Origin of the sequence: Nitrosococcus wardiae, from assembly GCF_004421105.1 — a bacterium.
Taxonomy (GTDB): domain Bacteria; phylum Pseudomonadota; class Gammaproteobacteria; order Nitrosococcales; family Nitrosococcaceae; genus Nitrosococcus; species Nitrosococcus wardiae.
Map to the genome: position 1 here is coordinate 1,559,046 of NZ_CP038033.1, position 21,022 is coordinate 1,580,067.

19 protein-coding genes and 4 pseudogenes are annotated in these 21,022 nt (G+C 46.5%); 19 read left to right on the plus strand and 4 right to left on the minus strand.

The annotated features are described in order from the left end of the window. Positions 1–442 precede the first annotated feature (442 nt). From E3U44_RS07630 to E3U44_RS19905, 6 genes and pseudogenes are all read left to right on the plus strand, one after another. On the plus strand, positions 443–1,342 hold the full coding sequence (locus E3U44_RS07630) for a glycosyltransferase family 2 protein (RefSeq protein WP_134357595.1): 900 nt from the start codon (positions 443–445) through the stop codon (positions 1,340–1,342). A 1-nt stretch (position 1,343) separates the two neighbouring features. Beyond that, positions 1,344–2,123, plus strand: coding sequence for a WecB/TagA/CpsF family glycosyltransferase (locus E3U44_RS07635; protein ID WP_134357596.1), 780 nt, complete (start codon positions 1,344–1,346; stop codon positions 2,121–2,123). Between the two features lie 142 nt (positions 2,124–2,265). Beyond that, positions 2,266–2,430, plus strand: a pseudogene (locus tag E3U44_RS19260) (transposase); the annotation flags it as partial. Between the two features lie 136 nt (positions 2,431–2,566). Continuing rightward, entirely contained in the window at positions 2,567–2,875 is a 309-nt protein-coding gene (gene tnpA / locus E3U44_RS07640; protein WP_134357597.1) for an IS200/IS605 family transposase, read from the plus strand. 227 nt (positions 2,876–3,102) lie between these two features. After that, positions 3,103–3,237, plus strand: a complete 135-nt coding sequence (locus tag E3U44_RS20320) for a hypothetical protein (RefSeq protein WP_276321967.1) — start codon at positions 3,103–3,105, stop codon at positions 3,235–3,237. Between the two features lie 42 nt (positions 3,238–3,279). Continuing rightward, positions 3,280–3,618 carry a hypothetical protein gene (locus E3U44_RS19905; protein ID WP_134357598.1) on the plus strand — a complete coding sequence of 113 codons (339 nt, stop codon included), beginning with the start codon at positions 3,280–3,282 and terminating at the stop codon, positions 3,616–3,618. Between the two features lie 113 nt (positions 3,619–3,731). Here the strand turns inward: E3U44_RS19905 and E3U44_RS20590 are convergent. Continuing rightward, a pseudogene (locus E3U44_RS20590) lies at positions 3,732–4,383 on the minus strand (IS1 family transposase); the annotation flags it as partial. 54 nt (positions 4,384–4,437) lie between these two features. Between E3U44_RS20590 and E3U44_RS07660 the strand changes: the two are divergent. Together E3U44_RS07660 and E3U44_RS07665 are read left to right on the plus strand one after the other, a co-directional pair. Then, positions 4,438–5,337, plus strand: coding sequence for a glycosyltransferase family 2 protein (locus tag E3U44_RS07660; protein WP_134357600.1), 900 nt, complete (start codon positions 4,438–4,440; stop codon positions 5,335–5,337). 207 nt (positions 5,338–5,544) lie between these two features. Continuing rightward, positions 5,545–6,426 carry a glycosyltransferase family 2 protein gene (locus E3U44_RS07665; RefSeq protein WP_134357601.1) on the plus strand — a complete coding sequence of 294 codons (882 nt, stop codon included), beginning with the start codon at positions 5,545–5,547 and terminating at the stop codon, positions 6,424–6,426. Between the two features lie 226 nt (positions 6,427–6,652). Here E3U44_RS07665 and E3U44_RS07670 read toward each other — a convergent pair. Further along, positions 6,653–7,804, minus strand: a pseudogene (locus E3U44_RS07670) (IS4 family transposase). A 31-nt stretch (positions 7,805–7,835) separates the two neighbouring features. On the opposite strand from E3U44_RS07670, the gene E3U44_RS19270 reads away from it, so the two are divergent. Further along, positions 7,836–8,093 (plus strand): hypothetical protein, encoded by a 258-nt coding sequence (locus E3U44_RS19270; protein WP_166805032.1) that lies wholly within the window; start codon positions 7,836–7,838, stop codon positions 8,091–8,093. Positions 8,094–8,945: 852 nt separating this feature from the next. Here E3U44_RS19270 and E3U44_RS20595 read toward each other — a convergent pair. Beyond that, positions 8,946–9,131: a transposase gene (locus E3U44_RS20595; RefSeq protein WP_134357602.1), complete on the minus strand. Its 186-nt coding sequence runs from the start codon at positions 9,129–9,131 to the stop codon at positions 8,946–8,948. Then, positions 9,070–10,077 (minus strand): annotated as a pseudogene (locus E3U44_RS19580) (ISL3 family transposase); the annotation flags it as partial. The gene E3U44_RS20595 and the pseudogene E3U44_RS19580, both read right to left, overlap by 62 nt. 196 nt (positions 10,078–10,273) lie before the next feature. Between E3U44_RS19580 and E3U44_RS07690 the strand changes: the two are divergent. The 10 genes from E3U44_RS07690 to E3U44_RS07735 all read left to right on the plus strand — a co-directional run bounded on the left by E3U44_RS07690 (position 10,274) and on the right by E3U44_RS07735 (position 20,819). Next, entirely contained in the window at positions 10,274–11,164 is an 891-nt protein-coding gene (locus E3U44_RS07690; RefSeq protein WP_134357604.1) for a class I SAM-dependent methyltransferase, read from the plus strand. 72 nt (positions 11,165–11,236) lie between these two features. Further along, entirely contained in the window at positions 11,237–12,955 is a 1,719-nt protein-coding gene (locus E3U44_RS07695) for a glycerol-3-phosphate dehydrogenase/oxidase (protein WP_134357605.1), read from the plus strand. A 47-nt stretch (positions 12,956–13,002) separates the two neighbouring features. Beyond that, positions 13,003–13,992, plus strand: a complete 990-nt coding sequence (locus E3U44_RS07700; protein WP_134357606.1) for an NAD-dependent epimerase/dehydratase family protein — start codon at positions 13,003–13,005, stop codon at positions 13,990–13,992. A gap of 48 nt (positions 13,993–14,040) precedes the next feature. After that, positions 14,041–15,222 (plus strand): glycosyltransferase family 4 protein, encoded by a 1,182-nt coding sequence (locus E3U44_RS07705; protein WP_134357607.1) that lies wholly within the window; start codon positions 14,041–14,043, stop codon positions 15,220–15,222. Further along, positions 15,200–15,757 (plus strand): metal-dependent hydrolase, encoded by a 558-nt coding sequence (locus E3U44_RS07710; protein WP_166805034.1) that lies wholly within the window; start codon positions 15,200–15,202, stop codon positions 15,755–15,757. Before E3U44_RS07705 ends, E3U44_RS07710 begins: the two co-directional genes overlap by 23 nt. Positions 15,758–15,783: 26 nt before the next feature. Next, a complete protein-coding gene (locus tag E3U44_RS07715; protein ID WP_240761773.1) occupies positions 15,784–16,527 on the plus strand; it encodes a DapH/DapD/GlmU-related protein in 744 nt (247 codons plus the stop codon). Positions 16,528–16,566: 39 nt separating this feature from the next. After that, positions 16,567–18,525 carry an asparagine synthase (glutamine-hydrolyzing) gene (gene asnB / locus E3U44_RS07720; protein ID WP_134357609.1) on the plus strand — a complete coding sequence of 653 codons (1,959 nt, stop codon included), beginning with the start codon at positions 16,567–16,569 and terminating at the stop codon, positions 18,523–18,525. Positions 18,526–18,791: 266 nt separating this feature from the next. Next, entirely contained in the window at positions 18,792–19,781 is a 990-nt protein-coding gene (locus E3U44_RS07725; RefSeq protein WP_166805035.1) for a lysylphosphatidylglycerol synthase transmembrane domain-containing protein, read from the plus strand. Positions 19,782–19,889: 108 nt separating this feature from the next. Continuing rightward, positions 19,890–20,069, plus strand: a complete 180-nt coding sequence (locus tag E3U44_RS07730; protein WP_134357611.1) for a sulfotransferase — start codon at positions 19,890–19,892, stop codon at positions 20,067–20,069. Continuing rightward, positions 20,070–20,819 carry a sulfotransferase gene (locus E3U44_RS07735; RefSeq protein WP_134357612.1) on the plus strand — a complete coding sequence of 250 codons (750 nt, stop codon included), beginning with the start codon at positions 20,070–20,072 and terminating at the stop codon, positions 20,817–20,819. Positions 20,820–21,022: the final 203 nt, after the last annotated feature.

Consider the following 21,022-nt stretch of genomic DNA (forward strand, 5'->3'; position numbering starts at 1 on the left):
TCTACATCATGGGGGCAGCAGGCCAGCCGTCCGATGTCGAGGGCTCAAGTCATCACGCGGGTTCGCCCTGACGCCGCCGCCCTCTCATTCGCTCAGTTTCTTGTCAAGCACTAAAAACTAGGGAATCGAGCGGAAGAAACATTGCAGACGGCGATAGTTGGATGCGAGTTTGGCCCGGCCAGAGTAAAGCCGGCGTAATCTCGGCCAGGTTGACCGTGCGTATCTGAAAGCAGCGCCAGGATAAAGTGAGCCAGAAACGACAAGCGTGCTCTCTGTAGTCCAGGTGTTCGGCCAGGGCCTGCTTGAGAAGGTGTTTGGACGAAAAGGGAACCTCATGAGAATCTCGACTTCAATAGCCAGTAGTGCTTACAGTTTAGAGCGATTCATCTGGAATCATAAGGCTGAACATTCTGTCGCGTACTGAGATAATTTAGATAAATTTATGGAAAACAGATATCGAGTTGTAATTATTTCCCCTTGCCGAGACGAAGAAGCTACTCTTGAGCGCACTATTGGATGTATGTGCAAGCAGACATATCCTCCAGACAGGTGGATCGTTGTCGATGATGGCTCTCGAGATCATACGCCGGAGATACTTAAGAAGGCTGCGGTGAATATTCCGTGGCTACGTATTATAAAAAGGCCAGATCGAGGTTATCGTAAGGTTGGTGGTGGCGTTATAGATGCCTTTAATGATGGTTTGCAGGCTGTTGATTTAGATTATGATTTCATAGCCAAGATGGATGTCGATCTTGAGTTTTCACCAAGATATATTGAATGCTTACTGAAATATTTTCAAAATGATCCGAAACTTGCGGCAGCGAGTGGTAAGGTATATCGAAGGGAGAATATGAAGCTAGTCGAGGAATACATGATTGATGAAATGGTGGCGGGCCAATTTAAATTCTATCGACGTGAGGCTTTTGAACGCATTGGTGGTTTTGTTCGCGAGGTAATGTGGGATGGTATAGATTTCCATCAGGCGCGCTTGGAAGGGTATCATACTGCAAGTTTTCATGATCCAGAGCTAAGAATTATTCACCTTCGTTTAATGGGTTCGTCTGATCGCAATATCTATCGTGGTCGTATACGCTGGGGCCGAGGACAGTGGTTTATGGGCTCGTGCTTTCCTTATGTTTTTGCAAGTGGTCTTTTTCGTATGCGAGAAAAGCCGTATTTTATCGGTGGATTCTTAATTGTCTGTGGCTACTTAATAGCGGCACTACATAGAGAACGTCGCTATAATGATCTGCGCTTTCGCCAGGAACTCCGACGTTGGCAATATACGCGTTTAAGAAAAATTTTTTTCGGTAATATTCTTCATCGAGACGCTGATAATTGATATGGATAGCCCGGTGCAAGTTGTTTATCTTTATGGATTACCCTTAGCAAGGATTAGTCAAAGTAAAACAGTAGAGTGGGTTTTCGAAAGAATATCTTCTGGGAAAGGTAGTTGGATTATCACTGCTAACATAGATCACCTACAACGTTATGTCTCGGACAAGAGAATTGCAGATCTTTACAAGAAAGCTGATCTCATTGTCGCTGATGGTGTTCCAATATTATGGGCAACACGCATCTTGGGTTATCCGCTAATTGAACGCGTTGCAGGAGCAGATTTAGTATGGTCGCTTACGGAGCAAGCAGCTTATTCCGGGCGCAGTATATATCTATTGGGAGGAACTCCTGGCACTGCCAATAAAGCTGTTCGATGTTTCTGTGAGCGATGGCCAGAACTTCGTATTGCAGGGACATCAGATCAGAAATTTTCCAGCTATCCCACTATTGAAGAGCAGAATACCCTACGCATTATGCTAGAAGCAGCAAAACCTGACTTAATATATGTAGCCTTAGGATCACCGAAGCAAGAGTTCGTAATTGCTGCATTACGACCATATTTTCCAAATGCCACTTGGATGGGAGTAGGAATCAGTTTAAATTTTGTTACTGGTGAGATACGTCGTGCACCAGTTTGGATGCAGAAAGTTGGGCTAGAATGGGCACATCGCATGTTGCAGGAACCGCGTCGTTTAGTAGGACGTTATCTAATTAATAATCTTCCTTTTACTATTCTATTACTCGTAAAGAGTTTCTGCTCACGGGTTATGCGATTAAAGTATTAGGGCTCAATACGGTACAAAACCCAGATATTAGTAAGGATACCTCTAAAAATTCATTACTAGATGTAAAATAAGCCGAAATTCACACTAGCGAGAAGAGAGATGCAGCGCAGTTTTTTTGAATAATTGATATAAAAAGGTAGGCGAGCGAGATCCTTTGATCGGGCTTGAGAAGTTAATTGACTGGGAAGGGTTTCGGGAGATCTTGCCGCGATGCTGGGAGAAGCTTAGGAAGAATGCAGCAGGCAGGAAAGCCTTTGATGTGGTCCTGATGTTCAAGGCCTTAGTGCTGCAACATCTTAGCGATTGAGAATTGGAATATCAAATCCGTGAACGCTATAGTTTCTGCTGTTTTCTGGGGCTTATCTCGACTTTGTACATTTTTAACTGGAGAAAGGCATCGCGACCTTATCTAGTAAGATAAAAAGTGCAGGCCTTGCTTGTGACTGACGGGGCACGTAGCAGAGGAAGTAGGGCAGTGCATACATGCCTTTGTAGAGCAGCAGAAGGGGGAGGTGGTGGAGCTGAATGTCCAGTTCGATCACGTTCATTTGTTGATATTGATGCCCCCGAAGGTCTCGCTCTCGGATTTTGTGGGAACGGTGAAGGGACGCACGGCGATACGGGTATTCAACAAATTTCGAGAGCTAAAGCGCCGACCGTACTGGGGTAATCGGTTTTGGGCGCGAGGGTACTGTGTGAATACGGTGAGATTGGATGAGGCGAAGATCCGTGCGTATGTGCAGTACCAATAGAAACGCAAGCGCCGGGCAGAACAACAGGGCCTGGATGTCTAGTTGATTGACGAGTGAAAGAGGGCACTTAAGCCTTGCCTCCTCTGGGCTGAGGTACAGACGGATAAAAGGGAATTGTTTAATTAAGAAACAAGCGGTTGCAAGAATAGAAGGAGTAGACAGGCACGGAGACATCTGATCTCATACGGGTCACGATTAAAAACCGAAGAGAGGTTGTTCCCGTGCCTGTGAAAAAGATCTTACACCGGATGTTGTCGGAGATCATGCATTTAAAACGCTTGTGGACGTTGGTGTTGTTGGTGGAGACGGTCTTGGAGACGAAGCGGTTATCGGTAACCCAGCTGGGTCGGTCATTGAACTGACCGATTCAAGAGCTTAGCGGGATACGGTGGTCGGACCGGTTTATGGGGAATAAGTACGTCCAAGTCCAAAGCAAAGCGGTGTATGGGGAGCTAGTCAAGCGGTTAGTGGGAAGCAAACAACGGCCGTGGATACTGGTAGATTGGAGCCATCTACCGAATACGGAGTACTATGTGTTACGGGCCGCGTTGGTGGCACCGGGACGGGCGTTGCCCCTCTATGAGACGGTCCATGCGCAATCGCAGCAGGGGAATGAGCGCGTGCACCGAGCTTTTTTAAAGACGCTCAAGGCGTTGTTACCGGCGGCGAGTCGGCCCGTGATTATCACGGACGCCGGATTTTATAATCCCTGGTTTAAGCAAAGTGAAGGAGATCCCGCATGAGCTAATTCAGATTATTCGTCTATACCTCAGCTTTTAGAGGTAAATGCAAAACCCCCGATCTGCGGGTGGATTCTTTATTCGGGTAGTGTTCTAGATCTGGCAGATTCCAAGGTTTACACTTGCACTCCAAATTCATATCGATTAATAAAAGGTCCAATGACAATATTAGAAAAGCAAATCGTTTTGCGTGCCAATCGCTTAATGTGGGTGCGCAAGGTGAGATGTTTTCTTTCTATTTTTTGGGTATGTTGTATGCCGATTTGGTGTCTCTTACTGTCCAAATGGCGCTGATACGTGCCCCAATTATCGGTATAGAAACGAGTAATTCCAAAAGGCTCAAGAAGTCTTTTGAGTTTCAAAAAGACGGTGTCTTGATGGGTTCCCAAAACGTAGGTCAGCACCTGCCCACTGCGGTGGTCGATGGCATGCCACCACTAGCGTGGATGGGCTTTCTTTCCCACAAAATTCCACATTTCATCGACCTTCGCTTCCTTAACCCGCAACATCTCCATCTCTACCTGCTCTGCAGTCAAACGCTTCAACAGCGCGAGGTTGACCGACTCAAGGCCGGACTCTTTTTTTTTAGTTCCATGAATACCGTGCAGGGACTGATCTCTAAAACCCGCGCCATATCGCGTATACCACTGCCATTGAGCGCCATCTCGATGATCTGCTGCTTGACTTGAGGCAAGCGACCCTTTATACACACTAATCTAAGCAAAAGGAGCGATGGGCACAAGCTTCATTCTGACATAAATAACGCTGCCTGTTGAAAACAGTCATAAAGAAGTTGAGGTAAAGTAAGAACACAAAAACATTATGATATCCGTATCAGTCATCATTGTGAGTTACAATACACGGAATCTGCTTCAGGAGTGTCTCCGATCGGTAATTCGTAATACCAAAGATCTGGATTATGAGATCATTGTTGTTGATAATCAGTCTGCCGATGGCAGTATAGATATGATCCGGTCCGGATTTCCGAATGTTCATCTTATTGCTAATACTGCTAACCACGGCTTTGCCAAAGCCAACAACCAAGCTTTAGCCGTCGCGAAAGGGGAATACATCTTTTTTCTAAATCCGGACACCATCGTGCTAAATGACGCTTTAGCACAGCTATTTTCCTTCTGCCAATCTGATAGCCGTATTGCGGTAGTAGGACCGCGGCTCTATCAATGCTACGCCCGCGAGCATCATCCATCCATTAGAATGTTTTCGCAACCGATTTTGGTTATTCTATCATGGCTGCCATTTTCCCGCTGGATTCTCTATGTCCATCACTATTACATTATTCGTAGAAATCAGATCCAAGATGTAGATTGGTTAGTAGGTGCCGCATTCATGATGCCTCGGCGTATTCTGGATAAGATTGGCTATTTTGATGAACGGTATTTTGTTTATTCTGAGGAAGAGGATCTATGTCTCCGTGCTCATAAGGCTGGCTATCGGGTGGTGTATTACCCCCCTGCTGAGGTCGTTCATTTGAAAGGCAAGTCAAGCGAACAGGAGCCGATCCAGGCTAGCCGGTATTTTTGGGAAAGCAAACTGGCCTTTTTCTACAAGTACTATTCTTCTTCGCGGGTGAAAGCATTTCGCTGGGGTTTTATTAAATTAATTCAGTTCAAGAAACTGTATTCATCCTCTCATCAACGGCAGAAATATGATCAGGTGATCAAAATCATAAGTGAGTATAAGAAAAAGAATAATGGAGAGTAATCATGCTAGTTCAGAGGTGCTTTCTTTATTGTATATGGCTCGCTCAGCAGCAGAAGAATTAGCTTTTTGTATTACATTCTAATATTGGCAGATCTTTAGTGCCATATTTTTGCTTAACTTGCGAGCAGATCTATTTTGACTTCTAAGTTGTCGAACTATAAATATCCTGTTTAGTTAATAAGCGAGTTCCGTGTTGGAGGATTGGATATGGACCATATTGCTGTTTGTATCGCGACGTTTAAACGTCCTCAACTACTAGAGAATCTTCTGAATTCGATAGCAAATCAGGTGACCAAAAGTAAATTTTTAATATCAGTGATTATAGTGGACAATGATGCTAAAGCTTCTGGGCAGACCATTGCCAAGAACTACACCAACTATTACTTTATTGAGACCGAAAAAAACATCGCATTAGTGCGGAATAGGGCAGTCACTGAGGCGGTAACATTAGGTGCTAATTTTGTTGCTTTCATTGACGATGATGAGGTAGCTTCTTTTGATTGGTTGTTTAGACTTTATGAAGCTGTACAGAATGTAGATATCGTTCATGGGCCAATCTGTCGGGATGTTCCGGACACGCCCTTCTTTAGGGTATTTTTTAAGCGGCGTCGGGGTGACCCGCCAAGTAGTTGGAAAAGGGCAAAACCGAGCACGGGTAACTGTTTGATCCGAGTTGAAGTATTTCAGAAAATACAATTCGATCCGGCCTTTGGAATATCTGGCGGAGAAGATTCTGATTTTTTTTATCGAGCTTTGCAGGCAGGATTCCGCTTTAGATGGGTGCTGGATGCCGTGGCAACGGAAACAGTACTTCCGAATAGAATGGCTATTCGATGGGTATTAGCAAGATCCTTTCGAGAGGGGAATTCCTTTATTCGACTTCATAGAAAAAATAGTAATTGGCAGAAACAATTAATTTTGTTTGGGATGCTGTGGATCAAGTTGTTTATTGATTTAATATGCATTCCCATAATGCCTGTAATGGCTGTTGTCTCGCAACTTTGTTTTTGGCGGCAGGTGCGGAAATCGGCTGGCCATCTAGGACAGTTAGCTGCTTTTCTTAATTATGTTCATCTGGAGTATAGATAGAGTAAACAAGAGCAAAAAACAAGGCTCTTTATGGATTCCAGGGAATTAGTTCAGAGCTGATACCCAGTGCCGAAAGCCATATAGTGATTGGATGATGCGCTGCAGAGCCAATACTCCCGGATGATCCACATCCAAGCATTGATTGACGACGTCAAATGAGACTGTTTGGCAATTGCGCTGGCTCGAAGAGACTACCTATTCCCACTCACTACTGTCCCATAAATTTTCATAGAAGCCGGAGTTGCGCTTGATGCGGTCTATCCGGTGGTTGCGGTAGATCGCCTCTGAGCAGTGATGGGAGGTTGCAACGCTCGAATAAATTGAGTTGTAGCAAGCGAATCATTTGCTGAAGGCTACGGTTGATGCGGCTGCTGAACTTAATCCAAGCCAGCAGCAAATAGACACACATGGCTATCCAGATTTGCGTCAGCACCGCATTCTTGGATGTGCCGACGAAGGACTTGATCTTGAGGTTCTGCTTGATGCATTTAAAGAACCGTTCTATCCGCCAGCGCGCTTTGTAGATATCAGCGATGGTCTTGGCCGCCAAGTGAAAGTGGTTAGTCAGAAAGACGTAGTGCTTGCCAGTTTTAGGATCGCGGTAGCCAATACGGCGTAAGGGGATGGGGCAGGCACTGGCCTTGGAACCGGTGATGAGAATATTCTGGTCGCAGGTCAGACCCTTGGCTTTGTGGACATCGCGCCGTTCAATGACGCGGTAAGTGGCATTGCGCTTTTGCCGGATGACAAAGAATATTCCCTTGTCATTTAAGGCGTTAAACCAGCTATAGTCGGTGTAGGCGCGATCCATGACGACGATGCTCTCTGCCGGTAAGTCCAGGGTACGCCCAAGGGTGATATCGGGGGTCTTGCCGTCGGTGACGGTGACAAAGCTGGGCAGCAGGCCATCGTGATCGAGACCGACGTGGAGTTTAACGGCGCCTTGGGTGCTGCGGAATTTCGCCCAAGGAAATAGGGACAGGCACAGATCAAGGGTTGAGGCATCGAGAGAGTACAGCTTGTTTTTGAACCGAAAGCCATGTCTCGGCGTTAGCCCTTGGCAACGGGCTAACAGTTTATGAAACAGCACTTCGTAGAGAGTATAGGGTTGGCTTTCGTTGACGCGGGCGAGCGAGGAGCGCGTTACCCGAGCGCTGCCGAGGGGGTAAAGCTTGGCTGCTTGGGCCGATAAATTGCTGACAATATCGCGCAGGCTGGAGCGGCCTGCAAACTGCGCCAGGCTCAGAGCGAGGAACTGCGATCAGCGCGACATCTTACGCAATTTCTGGCCCTCGTGGTGCTGATTGGCGAGGGTCTCAAACTCATGTCTCGAGACAAACTTTAGCAATTGAGCAAAAACCGTATTATGATGTGCCAAGGCCTGAATCTCCCTGTTTTTGCAGTGTTTGGTGGCACTTTCATTGTATCAACTTGTTGGGATTCAGGCCTTTCTTATGCCCAATCTATGGGACAGCAATGATTCCCACTATGACACTCAACCCGAACGTCAGCGCTACTGCTGCAAGGGCTGTGGCCGGCAGCGAGACGGCGTTTGTCGCTCATCACCCGCCGCTGCAGGTCTGGAGAGTGTGCCTGTACGTGAGGGGATTCAATATGTCGAACCCAAACCGGCAGATTGCCTAGGAACTGAACCTGAACAAGGCTGAGGTGCGGCAAATGGCCGAGGACATGGTGGCCAGAAAAGCCGAGGCGACCCTACAAGGAACGTGGAGTGCGATGAGGTCTACGTGACGGCTTGGACATAAAGGCCATCCCGAAGCAGTTTTAAAAAAGGACACCGAGGGGGGGTGACGACGGCGGCTGAAAGATGCGCCTGGGCGTGGCACCCTGGACAAAACAAACCACCGATCGGGGGGATGCTGCAGTGAGGTGGGCAAGTGGTGGTCTGGGTGCGGGACAATGTCCGTTAGGCCACGCTTGCTCCGTTGATACCGCGTACCGATCGCCCCCGGGAAGCAGGTCTACACCAACGAGTATATTATCTACGAGCGTGTGGAGCAGTGGGGTTATGAGCAATGTGCCATGGCAAGGGGGAGTATGCCCGGGATGAGGACAATGATGGTTTTCACGAGGTCCATGCCCATAGCATCGAGGATTTCAGGCGCTGTTGCGTTCATAGTTGCGGCCCTATCGGGCGTTGTCCCAGGAAAAACGGTGCCTCTATCCGGGCTTCTTTGAGTTCTTTCACAACATCAGATGTCGGGGAAAATCATTATAAGTGGCCAACTTTTGCTAATGTCTGTAAATTTTTTAGACATTTAGTTCTCTGACAAAGTAGCTACGGCCCCTTTTGGAGTACTGTGACCCATCTTCCCCCTGCTGCCTAATAAAAGCAACAAGCTAACGTATTTATACCCCTGTAATTGTTCTAGCATAATCAAACGCTTATGCAGCGCTGGAGGAAGAGGGGTATAAAAGACTAGTTTGTCTTTTCCTGAGAAAACTATATGGCATATCACTATTCTTACTGCTATATAAAAAAAGTGGGTCTACGCGGATTAGTGTGGGTCATTTTTGGTGAATTTCGGCAACGGTGGGAGGAAGGCGGCGATGATTTTCAGCTTCAGATACTCCTCATCGCGATAGCCGTAGGCCCGTCGCTGCAGGACACGGATCTTGTTGTTAAGGCCCTCGACTAAACCGAGACTGACCTTTGTCAGGATCACAGTAGGAGACGATACCATCCCAATGCCGCTCGATCATGCGTGCAAACTTGCGGTAGGGTTCCAGCCGCTGCCACTTGAGGGCGTCCTGCCAACGCTCGAAGAAGGCCCGCGCCCCGCGTTCGCTGCTATAGTCCCAGAGCTGGCCGAAGGACTCCTTGAGCAGGTAGGCGGTGTTGAGCCGCTTGTTGGCGGCGAGCAGCTTCTTGAGCGCGTGGCGGCCATCCAAGGAGAGGTTTTCTCGGTTGGAGAGCAGCACATAGCGGTTGCCCTTGATGTAGCTGCGCTCCTTGCTCACCAAGCGCCGGTATTCGTTTCGGCGCACCTCGTCGAGGGCATCGGCCAAGTGGCGCATGATGTGGAACTTGTCGAAGATGATGCGAGCCTCCGGGACGTTGCGGGTAACGGAGTGGCGAAACGGCTTCCACATATCCATCACGGCCAGCTCGATGTGGACGGCCTTTTTCGGTTCCAGGGCAGCGAAAAAGCGATCAAGGTCGGCCTCCTTGCGCCCCTCACCGCCGACCCAGATGGGGCGGCCCCGCTCAAGGTCGCTGACGATGACCCGGTAATTGTGGCCTTTGCGGATGGAGATCTCATCGATACCGATGGCGCGCGGGGCAGGCATGCCGGCACGGGCCACCTGCTGTTGCATGTAGAGCTTGTCGAGATCCTTCACCGTGCCATGGTGCAGGCGCTCCATTTCGGCAACCGCCTTGTTCGGCATGTCGCGGCACAGCTTGCCCACATGCAGGGCAAAGCGCTGGGTATAGCGCGGGTTCTTTGCCAGCCAATCGAGGTGCTCTACATGCACGCCGCCACACCTCAGACAGTTGACGCGCCAGCGCTCGAACTCCAGGTAAATCCGCCAGTCGGCCACCGAGAGATCGCGTACCCGCTGAGTCCGCTTGTCGTAACGGCCGCGGCAACGATGGCCGCAGCCGGAACAGATGGCCGTTTTTTTCGCCGTTCGAGCGTGACCACCCGTGCGTAGCGATCGCCAAAAACGCCACCGAGTGTCGCGCGGGCCACAAAGCCAGGCAGCGAAAACAGCTCACGCACCGTGCTGGGAGATTTCATATGACTACCCTGCTACTTGGACGAAACACGTTTCTTGCCACTCACAAAATGAGAAAACACTGGAATTATAGGACTGGACAGCCATGAAATCCCATTTTGGCACTCACACTAATCCGCGTAGACCCAAAAAAGTTTCATGCTATATAGTGGGTAACGGCTTTCTTTTAACCAAGGGGGAGAAATTAATGTCATTGCCTCATCCTCAGACTGATAACTCGCAAGGCCCCATCGATCCAGCAAGCGACATGGAGCTTACAGCTCAAATGGAGCCTTTTGACTCTTTTTGGGAAGGGCCTGAGGAGCCCGAGGAGGTGGAAAAGGGTTATGGGAAATTCTATCAATTCTATCACCATAATTACCTCAAGCATTTACCGGCTGACCATAATGCCCGCATCTTGGTGATTAGTTGTGGGCCGGGTTACTTTGTTAATACATTGAACAAGCAGGGCTACAAGAACGTAATAGGCATCGATTCCTTTGAGAGCAAGGTAAAGTATGGTCAACAGCACAACCTCGACTGCCGAGCAGAGCGGGCTTTTCCCTTTTTAGCCTCTCACAAAAATACCTTCAATGTTATCTTCTGCGAACAGGAGTTAAACCATCTCACTAAGAAGGAGATGCTTATATTTCTACGCCTGGCTCGGGAGAGTCTGATTTCAGGAGGCACATTGATTGTTCATGGGCTGAATGGAGCTAATCCGATCACTGGGTCTGAAGCTCTCGCACAGAACTTCGACCATTATAATACTTTTACCGAATATACTTTGCGCCAGGTGCTGCAGCACTCAGAGTTTAAAGATATCCATGTGTTTCCGCTTCACCTGTATGTATTTTACAAAAATCCCTTTAACTATGTGGCATGGGGGGCGTCAGCCTTGCTCAGCTTATTTTTCCGAGTATGCTTTATCCTCTACGGAAAGTCTAACAAGCTTTTTACAAAGAAAATCGCGGCCACCTGTCAAAAGCCAAAATAATATACTAGTGTAAATTGTTATGAAGTCGATAGTGTCCTATTTTAATTCCAAGTGGTACTAGGGATTAAAGGAATGAAAAGAAATCTTTCGGAATTGGCAGGAAAAGAATACGATTTAGTTATCATTGGTGGCGGTATTTTCGGTGCCTGTGCTGCATGGGATGCAGTACTGCGTGGATTTTCTGTAGCCTTAGTCGAGAGAGGAGATTTCTCTAGCGGAACTTCAGCAAATTCTTTCAAAATAGTTCATGGTGGCATTCGTTATATACAGCATGGTGACATCATGCGAATTCGAGAGTCCTGCCGTGAGCGCAGCGCCCTACTGCGGGTGGCACCCCATTTAGTACAACCGTTACCAACGGTGATCCCTACCTATGGCCATGGCAAAAACGGAAAATTTTTGCTGGCAGCTGGATTGCTGGCCTATGACCTACTCACTCTGGATCGGAACCGGCATATCCAAGATCCTGATAGACGAATTCCCAGGGGACGCCTACTGTCGCCTGGCGAAGTAGTTGAATTATTCCCAGGATTAAAGCGGAATGGTTTGACTGGCGCAGCCATGTTTTCAGATGGGCAGATGTATAATCCAACCCGTTTAGTGCTGTCATTTTTACTTTCTTCCGCTGCTGCTGGAGCGGAGATAGCAAATTATGTAGAAGCTATTAATTTTATCCGTTCTAAGGGACGGGTTACAGGTATTAAAGCACAAGATAAGCTTACTGGCGAGCAATTCCAAATTCGAGGTAAAGTGGTGCTCAACGCCGCTGGCCCATGGGCGGAGCACCTGCTCAACAAGCAATTGGGATTTAAGCTAGAGCGCAAAGGAACTTACTCTAGAGATGCTTGTTTTGTTATCCCGCGTCAACTCGATAACCGGCATGCCTTAGCCGTACTGGGGCGTACACGTGATCCGGATGCTCTCCTAAGCAGGAACGCGCGTCACTTGTTTATTGTGCCTTGGCGGGATTATTCCCTCATTGGTGTCTGGCATGTTGTTTACGATGGCAATCCGGATGGGTTTGCCGTTACGAAGCAAGAACTAAAAGCCTTTGTCGAGGAGATCAACGCAGCTTATCCAGCTTTGGATTTAAGTGTGGAAGAAATCTCCATGTGGAATGCCGGCCTATTGCCCTTTGGGGAAAACCAGGACAACGCGACCAATTTAAGCTATGGAAAGCGATCCTTGGTTGTTGATCATGCCAGGCAGCATCAGGTTGAAGGGCTGGTGACTCTCCTGGGAGTTCGCTATACCATGGCTCGAGGGGAGGCGGCGAAGGCGATTGATCTAGTAGCAAGAAAATTAAACCGCCGTGTGCCCAGACCGGCTACTGCTAAAATCCCTATCTACGGTGGACGGATCGAACACTTTGAAGTATTCGTTCAACAAGTTACTCAGCAAAGTAAAGCGCCCCTGTCTGCTAAAGTGCTACGTGCCTTATTGCATAACCATGGTTCGGAATATGACCGCATCCTGCGCTATGGTGAGGAGAATTCTGCTTGGGTTGAAACCATCGCTGATTCAACCGTAATTAAAGCTGAAGTTATCCATGCTGTGCGCGAGGAAATGGCTTTGAAGCTTTCAGATATTATCTTCCGCCGAACTGATCTCGCTACTGGACAATATCCCGGCAATGAAGCACTACAAACCTGCGCACAGCTGATGGCTGCGGAGTTGGGTTGGACAGCTAAGCATCAGCAGCAGGAGATTGAGGAAGTTAAGCGAATCTTTCCAATATGTGGGCAAATAGTCAAGGAAGATTCGCCTACCCAAGTAGATGTCGCTATATAAGATAAATAATTTGGTGTAGATCTTTGGATTGTTCTAGGGGAAGTAGGATGAAAGTATTGATTACGGGAGGTACTGGCTTTATTGGCACGCGATTAGCGCTCAAGTGCTTGGAGAAAGGAGATAAAGTCAGGCTCTTAGGTCAAGTGAACAACGCAGCCGAAGAGGGAAACCGTGATCTCGTAGAGCGTCAAGGCGGAGAAAGTGTCATTGGATCGGTGACGGATAAAGACATTATCGATAAAGCAATCGAGGAAGTAGAAATCGTTTATCATCTCGCTGCTGCACAACATGAAGCCAATGTGCCGGACCAGCATTTCTGGGATGTAAATGTAGCAGGTACGAGAAATCTTCTTGAGGCCAGTAGGAAGGCCGGCGTCAAGCGTTTTGTTCATGGGAGCACAATTGGTGTCTATGGCGCTGCGATGGAGGGGGAGATTGATGAAGATACCCCTCTGCAACCGGATAATATCTACGGGATTACCAAGCGGGAAGGGGAAAAGTTGGTGTTATCTTATAAAGATAAACTGCCTGTAGTTATTATTCGGATTTCTGAGACATATGGACCAGGCGATCGCCGTTTGTTAAAGCTATTCAAAGCCATTGACAAAAAAATGTTCTTTATGATTGGAAAGGGAGATAATAAGCATCAACTCATATTTGTAGGCGATTTAATAGAAGGGCTTTGGCTTGCTACCAAAAATGATGAAGCTTTAGGTCAGGTCTTTGTGTTAGCGGGCAAGGAAATTTTAACCACCAATCAAATGGTAGCAACTATTGCCAAAGTGCTTGGCGTTCGCCAGAGAAGGTTGCGAGCCCCCTTATGGCCATTTTTAATCACGGCAGTAGTAATGGAGACTCTTTTACGGCCGCTTCACATTCAGTCACCACTACACCGGCGTAGAATGGATTTTTTTAGAAAGAGTTTTTTCTTCTCTCAAGATAAGTCCAGCAGCATTTTAAAGTTTGAGCCTAGAACTAGCTTTGAAGACGGCATTATAGCAACGGCTCAGTGGTATAAGGAACATAACTATTTGTAATCTTTTATCTGTCAGTAGAGCAATAGAAGATTTCTAGAAAGAACGGCTATGCGAATTTTATTCTGCAATTATGAATATCCTCCACTGGGTGGTGGCGGTGGTGTAGTTAATGCGCATCTTGCAGAAGAGCTTGCTAAACGCCATGATGTGGTTGTGCTGACATCCCGGGGCCCAGCACTATCCAAAGATTATGTTGAGAAGGGGGTGCGGATTATAAGGGTACCGGTCTTAATGCGTCGCCAGAAAGCCGCTGCTAGCATGATTTCTATGCTATCTTATCTTCCAATGGGTATATTGCAAGGGCGGAAACTGCTTAAACAGGAACGTTTTGATATCATTAACACACATTTTGTTATTCCTACAGGGCCTGTTGGACATGCTTTGTCACGCTTCGGGCCGATCCCCAACGTTTTATCGGTACATGGCGGTGATCTCTACGATCCAAGTAAATGGACATCACCGCACCGCCATGCGTTATTGCGAATCTCCATACAGAGGCTGCTGCGACAAGCCAACCGGGTCGTAGGACAATCGCTAAATACGGTAAATAACGTAGCGACTTATTACACCTCAGAAGTTAAGCCTACGCGTATACCCCTTGGTATTCCTCGCCCACTACTAGGTCAGGCAAACCGTCACGAGTACGGTTTCAAGAACGAAGATATTCTGCTAGTCACAGTGGGCAGGTTAGTGGCCAGAAAGGCTGTAGATCAGCTTATCGAGTTGGTTAGAAATCTTCACAACGATCGAGTTCATCTAGTCATTCTAGGCTCTGGCCCACTGGATGATGAACTCAGAAATTTAGCAGCTCAGCAAGCAGTGGTAGATCGAGTCCATTTTTATGGGCATGTGGATGAACAGGAAAAATTCCGGATTCTTCGTATGGCAGACATTTTTGTGTCAACGAGCCAGCATGAGGGGTTTGGGCTCGTTTTTTTGGAAGCGATGGCATGCGGTCTTCCGGTAGTTTGTTATGACTACGGCGGGCAGACGGATTTTCTTGTAAGTGGTAAGACTGGATATCTAGTGCGGCTCAATGATCGTGCGGCTTTAATCGCTTCTATCCGTTGTCTGATAGATAACCCGGCGAATCGACAGACTATGGGTAAGGATAATCAAAGTTTGGTCGAGAGCTATTACATTGACCAGTGTGCTTCCTGTTATGAAGAGCTCTTCAAAGAGGTGATTGCAGAAAAGGAGTCTGTCATTGGCTTCGCCCATCGGTCATAGCCTTGCTGGTATTGTTTGTGCGTTAGCGGGTAGCCCCCGAAGTGGCGGTTTTTGGCGCTGGATTTGCTTTGGGATTTTTGCGGGCATTGCAGCTGATCTCGATTTTATTCCTGGTCTACTTGTCGGTGATGTCAATAAATATCATCATGGCCTCAGTCACTCGATAACAGCGGCGTTGATTTTTGGTTTGATGGCATCCTATTTGTCGCGCTGGTTACAAGCATCTGCCTTTCGCATAGGCCTAGTGGGGATGCTAGGTTATGGTTCTCATTTATTACTCGATTACCTTACTTATGATGGACGAGCTCCTTATGGAATACCCTTGTTTTGGCCACTTGATGACCATTACTGGAGTTCACCCTATCCAATCTTTGTGGGGATTAAACATGGAGTGCCTGGAGATGCGCTCACAGAGTCTGTGATACAGGGGTTATCATGGCATAACCTTTATGCAATCGGAGTCGAGTTGGCTTTGGTTCCTGTTGTGTTGCTTGTTTGGTATCTCAGATATTTCAAAAAACCCAGGCTCCGTTAAAGTAGATTCCTACAGGGAGTATAATTTTGCGAGAAAGTAACAAAAAATTAATGGTTCGGGAAAAATTGTCGCAAGCTCAAGCTTCTCCATTCAGGACCTATGTGGATTTGACTGTTGGGTCAGCTTCATTACGTTATTTTTTGTTATATGAGATATTAACTTTTTTCCTGGGTTCACTATCAGGGGGGATTGGCTTTCTGCTACGGAAGAAATTTTATCCTTTTTTATTCAAAAATAGTGGGCGTGGCCTCATTATAGGGCGTAATGTGGTGCTCCGGCATCCTGCTCAAATTGCGTTAGGAGACAATGTAACCGTTGACGATAACTCGGTCATTGATGGACGTGGTGCAGGAAGCGAAGAGGTCACTTTGGAAAATCACGTTATTATCAACCGAAATTGCATGCTTTTGGCTAAAGCGGGTCCGATTCGGTTGGGTTCAAGAACGAGTATTGGTAGCAATTCGGTGATTGTTTCCATGTCTGGAGTGGAGTTTGGAGAAGCCGTACTTGTTGCAGGGGGCTGCTATTTCAGTGCTGGTGCTTACCATATGGAGGATAGTTCGCGAGCGATTATGGATCAGGGTACCTATTCTAAGGGCCCTATACGCGTTGGTGATAATGCCTGGATTGGGACAGGGGCAATAATCCTAGATGGGATTACTATAGGACCCAATGCCATAGTAGGTGCCGGTGCAGTAGTCACCAAAGATGTTCCTGAAAAGGCTATAGTTGCTGGTATACCAGCAACTATAATTCGCATGCGTAAATAAAGGAAGAGCGGTTGCTTAGGCAGGATAAAAAAGAAAGCCATGTGTGGAATTGTAGGAATCATTAGCTCCCGCGCCCCTGTTTTGGAGAAGCTTCAGTCGATGCTTAGTGCCATCCAACATCGTGGGCCAGATGATGAGGGCGTTTATGTTGGGAAAGGGGTTATCCTTGGTCAGCGTCGATTGTCTATTATTGATCTGGATGGAGGTCGGCAACCTATACCGAATGAAGATAATACTCTCTGGATAGTTTGCAACGGAGAAATCTATAATTATCGAGAGTTGCGCGAGGAGCTAAAAGCTAAAGGCCATCGTTTTTCCACCCATTCAGATTCAGAGGTTATTTTGCACCTATACGAGGAAATGGGTGAACGCTGCGTTGAGCGTCTGCGTGGCATGTTTGCCTTCGTGCTGTGGGATGAAAAACAAAAAACACTGTTTGCTGCCCGGGACCGCCTTGGACAAAAACCTTTTTATTTTGTGCAGTGTAATCAGGAGCTTTTTTTTGCTTCTGAAATCAAAGCACTGCTAGCACTGGATTCCAGCCTAGCAGAAATGGATCTAGAGGCATTAGACCAATACATGACGCTCCGCCTCATTGCCCCTCCACGCAGTATGTTTCGTCGGATTAAAAAGCTTGCGCCTGCCCATTCCTTGCGATTTAGTATTGATAAGGGCCTCAATATTCATCGTTACTGGGATCTTCACTACGAGCCTAAATTGGTCGGAACAGATGAGGCATTAGTCGATGAGTTAGAGGAGAAGCTAATTGACTGTCTGAAGCTGCATATGGTTAGCGACGTCCCCGTGGGCGCCTTTATGAGTGGTGGTCTGGATTCTACCTTAGTGGTAGCTATGTTAATGAAACATGTGGTTTCAGAACCGATTCATACCTTCTCTATGGGGCTTCCGTATAAAAAATTCGATGAAGCACCCTATGCCCGCCTGGTGGCGCAGCAGTATGGTACTTGCCATCATGAGAAGGTAGTTGTCCCTTCTCTCTTAGAGATACTGCCATGCTTAGTCTGGCACTTGGATGAGCCTTCTGATCCCCTTTCTTTATGCTCCTACTTGATCGCGCAGATGGCATCGGAACACGTTAAAGTGGTCCTTGGTGGTGATGGCGGTGATGAACTTTTTGGCGGTTACGATAGATATTACGGAAACCGTTATGCGGGCTACTATAGTTTGCTGCCATGGTTTTTACGCAGGCATGTAGTGGGTTCACTATTTAAAATTATACCTGAAGGACGCTGGTACAAGAGCCGTGCTCATCAACTCAAGTGGCTGCATCGGTTGTCTTTTGCAAAGGGTGGTGCGCGCTACGCAATGAGTTTAGATTATTTCTATTTTTCAGATAAGGAACGACAGGAACTCTATGGTCCATCTATGTCGATAGAAGGGAAATCTTTTGATCCCCATGCTGGAATACGGGACTACTATGATCAAGCCAATGCAGTTAACTCGGTCGACCGGATGCTATACGCGGACAGTCAGATACGTTTGCCGGACCATCCTGTGATGATACTTGACCGAATGACCATGGCTCATGGTCTAGAAGCCCGCGCACCGTTTATGGACCATACGCTTGCTGAGTTTGCTGCCAAGTTACCCTCACGGCTTAAGGTTCGAGGGCGCTCACTTCGCTATATCCAGATGCGCCTTGCGGAACGTTATTTACCTCGGGAGGTGCTTAATCGGCCCAAACAAGGATTCTCCGTAGCTTTACCCTATATGTTAGATACAGAGTATCGGCTGCTGTTCAAACTGTTTTTACAACAATCAGAGCTTGCCCAAAATGGGTTTTTTCGGCAAATAAAGATTAATAAGTTGCTTTCAGAACACGAAAGAAAAAGTAATGATCATGGTAGCCGGCTCTGGTTGCTATTAAACGCGGAAGTTTGGTATCGCATGTTTATTCAAGGCAACTCAAAAGAAAACCTTTTAGAAGAGATACGCAATGCGACATCCGATGTTGTGAAAGAAAAAGCTTACGCTTAAGAGGGGCTTATGCGGAGGTTGTTACAATGAATGGATGAAAGCAGATGTAGGTAATCCATTTGATTACTACAGGCAGGGTCAGTGCTGCAATCAAATGAGACTTTGGTCGGAAAGCTATAAATAAAAAGCTAATATGTGGCATCGGAATTTAGTACATAATCTGGATGCTTTGAATGCATACGAACCTTTTTATAGCGGATTTTTTGAGGGTGTCTTGGTCCACTCGTGCCACAGATAAAGATGCATGAAGCAATGGTTTCATAGCAGTGAAAAGAATTAATCGGCGTGAACAATGGTGGCTTAAAGTCGTAACAACGTTTCTATTGGTAATCCTTCTAATATCATTCATAGACTGGCAGGAGAGCCTAAACCTTTTAATGAAAGCAGATTGGTCCATAGGGATCTGGTGTGTTCTCACCCTCCTAATTAATATAAAAATTTCTGTACTAAAATGGAAATTTCTGTTAAAAGCACAAGCTCTTGATATCACTTTTGGGAAGCTAATTCGATATTACTGGATTGGGATATTTTTTAATAACTTCCTTCCATCTACTGTAGGAGGAGATGCCGTACGGGTAGCTCTTTTACAATGGACCAGAAGAACTGCACAGGTGGTGTCAAGTATTATCGTTGAACGGGCAACGGGACTTATAATTGTGGTTGCGTGGGGAGGGGTAAGCCTTCTGATATGGTCTAAATATTTTACGAAGGAGTTCCTGATTTTTTCATCGTGGGAAGCAGTTGGAGCTTTAATATTATTTGGGTTTTTAATATTGATAGCTCTAAAAGTTTTCATTAGGAAATTACAAATAAAAAAGGAATTAGATGGGAAAATACAACTGATACTGAGTAAGGTATCTAAAATTTTAGATGCGATAAGACTGTATCGTAAAGAAAAATTAATAATAGCAGTTAGTTTGCTGCTCTCAATATTATTTTACTTGTTGATGGTGATTTTTCAGTATTTGTGTTTTGTTATGCTAGATATAAGCATCACTATTAATGATGTGCTTATTATCGCGTCCTTAATTATATTAGCCTCTATGGTACCCATAACAATTAACGGCATTGGTATAACGGAGTCGGTGTTTATTCTTCTTTATGTGCAAGCAGGAATATCTGCGGAAGAGGCATTCGCTGCTGCACTTCTTAGACGTATGCTAAACTTAATTATTTCCTTAGTTGGAGGCATTTTTTGGTTAGCTAATAGCCAGGAGCAATCAAAGTCCACAAATGTTAACCAGTTTAAAGTATAAGAAACCGTCGTGTGGGTGATAGCTTCTTCTGTTTTACGATCACTGTCCTTGGGCGCTAGGTTGCTGAAAAGATGAAGAGCAAAGTGGATATTAAAGAAGAGTGAGTATATGGCAGATTCTAAAATTTTTGAACAACTAAAAGCTTTAGGCAAACTTCCGAATTTTGTGATCGTCGGTGCTCCAAAATCTGGTACTACTTCGCTTTACTATTATTTATCTCAGCACTTCGATATTTATCTGCCAGTAAAGAAAGAATTGCATTCTTTCTCATCTCACCAGATCATATAATTGACCCAGGGGCCATCCGACCGGTATGCGGTAAAAACCATTTGTAAGACGCCGGATGCCTATGCTGCTTGTTATGAGGCTGTCGGTTGCCAGAAGGCAATTGGATATATTTCCCCATTTTACCTTTATCATGAAGGCTGTGCCGAACGCATTTACAAGGAACTAGGGGCAGAAACACGAATTATTATTCTTCTGCGCTATCCGGTAGAAAAGGCTTATTCACAATATATGCACCTGGTAGCTGAAGGTAGGGAGACTCTTTCCTTTGAAGCGGCGATTGAACAGGAAGCCCAACGTAAGTCGAAGAAGTGGTTGGATCTGTGGCTCTATACGCAAAGTACATTTTATTCTCCGCAGGTGGAGCGTTTCTTGAGCGTATTTCCAAGGGAACAAATATTCATTCGCCTGCTGGAAGATATGCAACGCGATCCAAAACAATTTTTGCAGGAGATATGTGCATCTTTAGGTATCCTACCCTTGGAAAGCAGTAACTTGAGTGCAGTTTACAACCGTTCTAGTGCTCCGCGGTCGCGATGGGTGGCGCGTTGCCTTATTGCTCCTGGTTCGTTATACGTGCTAGCGAGTAAAATGCGCCGGACGCGGCTGCGTAGATTAGGCGGACTCATCTTTGCTATGCGTGGGCGACTGAAAGCGTGGAATGCTTGCCAGAAGGAACCGCTTTCTCCGGCAACACGTGAACGGTTGGAACAACTTTTCCAGCCAGATATCGATGCCCTTTTTAGAACGTAAGCTGTGGCAGAAGTGAATGCGATTACCTTGTCTTATAAGTAGCATCATTCCGGCCGTTCTCTCTGCACTACTTCCCGGTAGTCGTTGTTTGTAGCGATGGCGATAACTCAATTGGCGATATGAATAGCCTTCTTGATATTGTGGAAAATGCAAGGCTACCGCTTCTATACTCCAATCTACCCGCATCAATAAAGATAAACTCT

Coding starts and splice junctions, on each gene's coding strand:
- asnB (WP_134357609.1), top strand. CDS start 16,567: ATGTGTGGAATTGTAGGAATCATTAGCTCCCGCGCCCCTGTTTTGGAG.
- E3U44_RS20595 (WP_134357602.1), bottom strand. CDS start 9,131: ATGGTATCGTCTCCTACTGTGATCCTGACAAAGGTCAGTCTCGGTTTA.
- E3U44_RS07700 (WP_134357606.1), top strand. CDS start 13,003: ATGAAAGTATTGATTACGGGAGGTACTGGCTTTATTGGCACGCGATTA.
- E3U44_RS07630 (WP_134357595.1), top strand. CDS start 443: ATGGAAAACAGATATCGAGTTGTAATTATTTCCCCTTGCCGAGACGAA.
- E3U44_RS07695 (WP_134357605.1), top strand. CDS start 11,237: ATGAAAAGAAATCTTTCGGAATTGGCAGGAAAAGAATACGATTTAGTT.
- E3U44_RS07635 (WP_134357596.1), top strand. CDS start 1,344: ATGGATAGCCCGGTGCAAGTTGTTTATCTTTATGGATTACCCTTAGCA.
- E3U44_RS07690 (WP_134357604.1), top strand. CDS start 10,274: ATGAAATCCCATTTTGGCACTCACACTAATCCGCGTAGACCCAAAAAA.
- E3U44_RS07665 (WP_134357601.1), top strand. CDS start 5,545: ATGGACCATATTGCTGTTTGTATCGCGACGTTTAAACGTCCTCAACTA.
- E3U44_RS19905 (WP_134357598.1), top strand. CDS start 3,280: ATGGGGAATAAGTACGTCCAAGTCCAAAGCAAAGCGGTGTATGGGGAG.
- E3U44_RS07730 (WP_134357611.1), top strand. CDS start 19,890: ATGGCAGATTCTAAAATTTTTGAACAACTAAAAGCTTTAGGCAAACTT.
- E3U44_RS07660 (WP_134357600.1), top strand. CDS start 4,438: ATGATATCCGTATCAGTCATCATTGTGAGTTACAATACACGGAATCTG.
- E3U44_RS07705 (WP_134357607.1), top strand. CDS start 14,041: ATGCGAATTTTATTCTGCAATTATGAATATCCTCCACTGGGTGGTGGC.